Below are 1019 nucleotides of genomic sequence, written 5' to 3' on the forward strand. Positions count from 1 at the left end.
GCTGCGGAGCAGCCCCAATAAAGCTGCCGAGTTTATTCAGTGATACTGCGTCGGTAAATGTTGGAACCGCTTCGCGGGCAAGCCCGCTCGCTACAGGTCGAACCGGTCTACGGCTCGGCGGCGTTCGTTGTCGTCACGCACGTCGTAGCTGGCGGTGGTCTGGATATTGGTGTGATGCGCCAGTTTCTGCGCAATCGACAGGTCATGTTCCTCGATCACCCGCGTGATGAACGAACGGCGAAAATCGTGGGGCATGATCTTTACCCCCACCTGCTCCCCGCGTTGGCGGGCAATGTAGTAAATCGCATGTTTGGTGATGCGTTCCCGGGTGATATGGCTGCCCCGACGGATGCGATTGAACAGGAAACTGTCGTCCTGCTCGCCCTCCTTGAGCTGGTCACGCCGAAACGCCAACCAGGCCTGCAGCTTGGCAAACGCCCAGTCCGGGGCGTACTTGATCAGTTCTTTGTTGCCTTTGCCGATCACCCGCAAGCTGCGTTCGTCGAAGTTGATCTGCGCCAGGTCGAGGTTGACCGATTCCGACTTGCGCATCCCTGAGCCGTAGAGAATGCCGATTACGGCCGCATCCCGCAGCCCCTGAGGTCGAGGGTCGGCGGCGCAGACTTCCATCATTTCGCGGATCAGCGTGCGCCGCAGGTTGCGACCCTGGCCCAGCCGCGTACCGGACGCGGGCTTGACCGTGCGCATTTTCAACAAGTGTTCCTGACTGATCAGACTCAGGCGCCAGGCCTCATTCATCACCCCGCGCACCGCGTTTACATACAGCGAAGAGGTGTTCGGCGCGTAGCCGTCTTCACGCAAGGCGGCCACCAGGGCGATGACATGTTCGGGTTGCAGCAGGTGCCAGTCGATGTCTTCAAGGTTGATGTCTTCGAAGCCCAGGCGGTCGGCAGCGTCCTGCAATACATAGCGCATGGTCAGTTGGCTGGAAGGTGCCAAACGGGTCAGGTAGAGGGTCAGTGGGTTGCGGAGAGACTCAGTCAAAATAGATCAGCCTT

General features: G+C 59.6%; 1 protein-coding gene. It reads right to left on the reverse strand.

Annotation, left to right across the window (positions count from 1 at the left end):
- Nucleotides 1-90: 90 nt before the first annotated feature.
- Entirely contained in the window at nucleotides 91-1005 is a 915-nt protein-coding gene (locus IQK56_RS30730) for a site-specific integrase (protein ID WP_150759997.1), read from the reverse strand.
- Nucleotides 1006-1019: the final 14 nt, after the last annotated feature.

Origin of the sequence: Pseudomonas cyclaminis (assembly GCF_015163715.1) — a bacterium.
Taxonomy (GTDB): domain Bacteria; phylum Pseudomonadota; class Gammaproteobacteria; order Pseudomonadales; family Pseudomonadaceae; genus Aquipseudomonas; species Aquipseudomonas cyclaminis.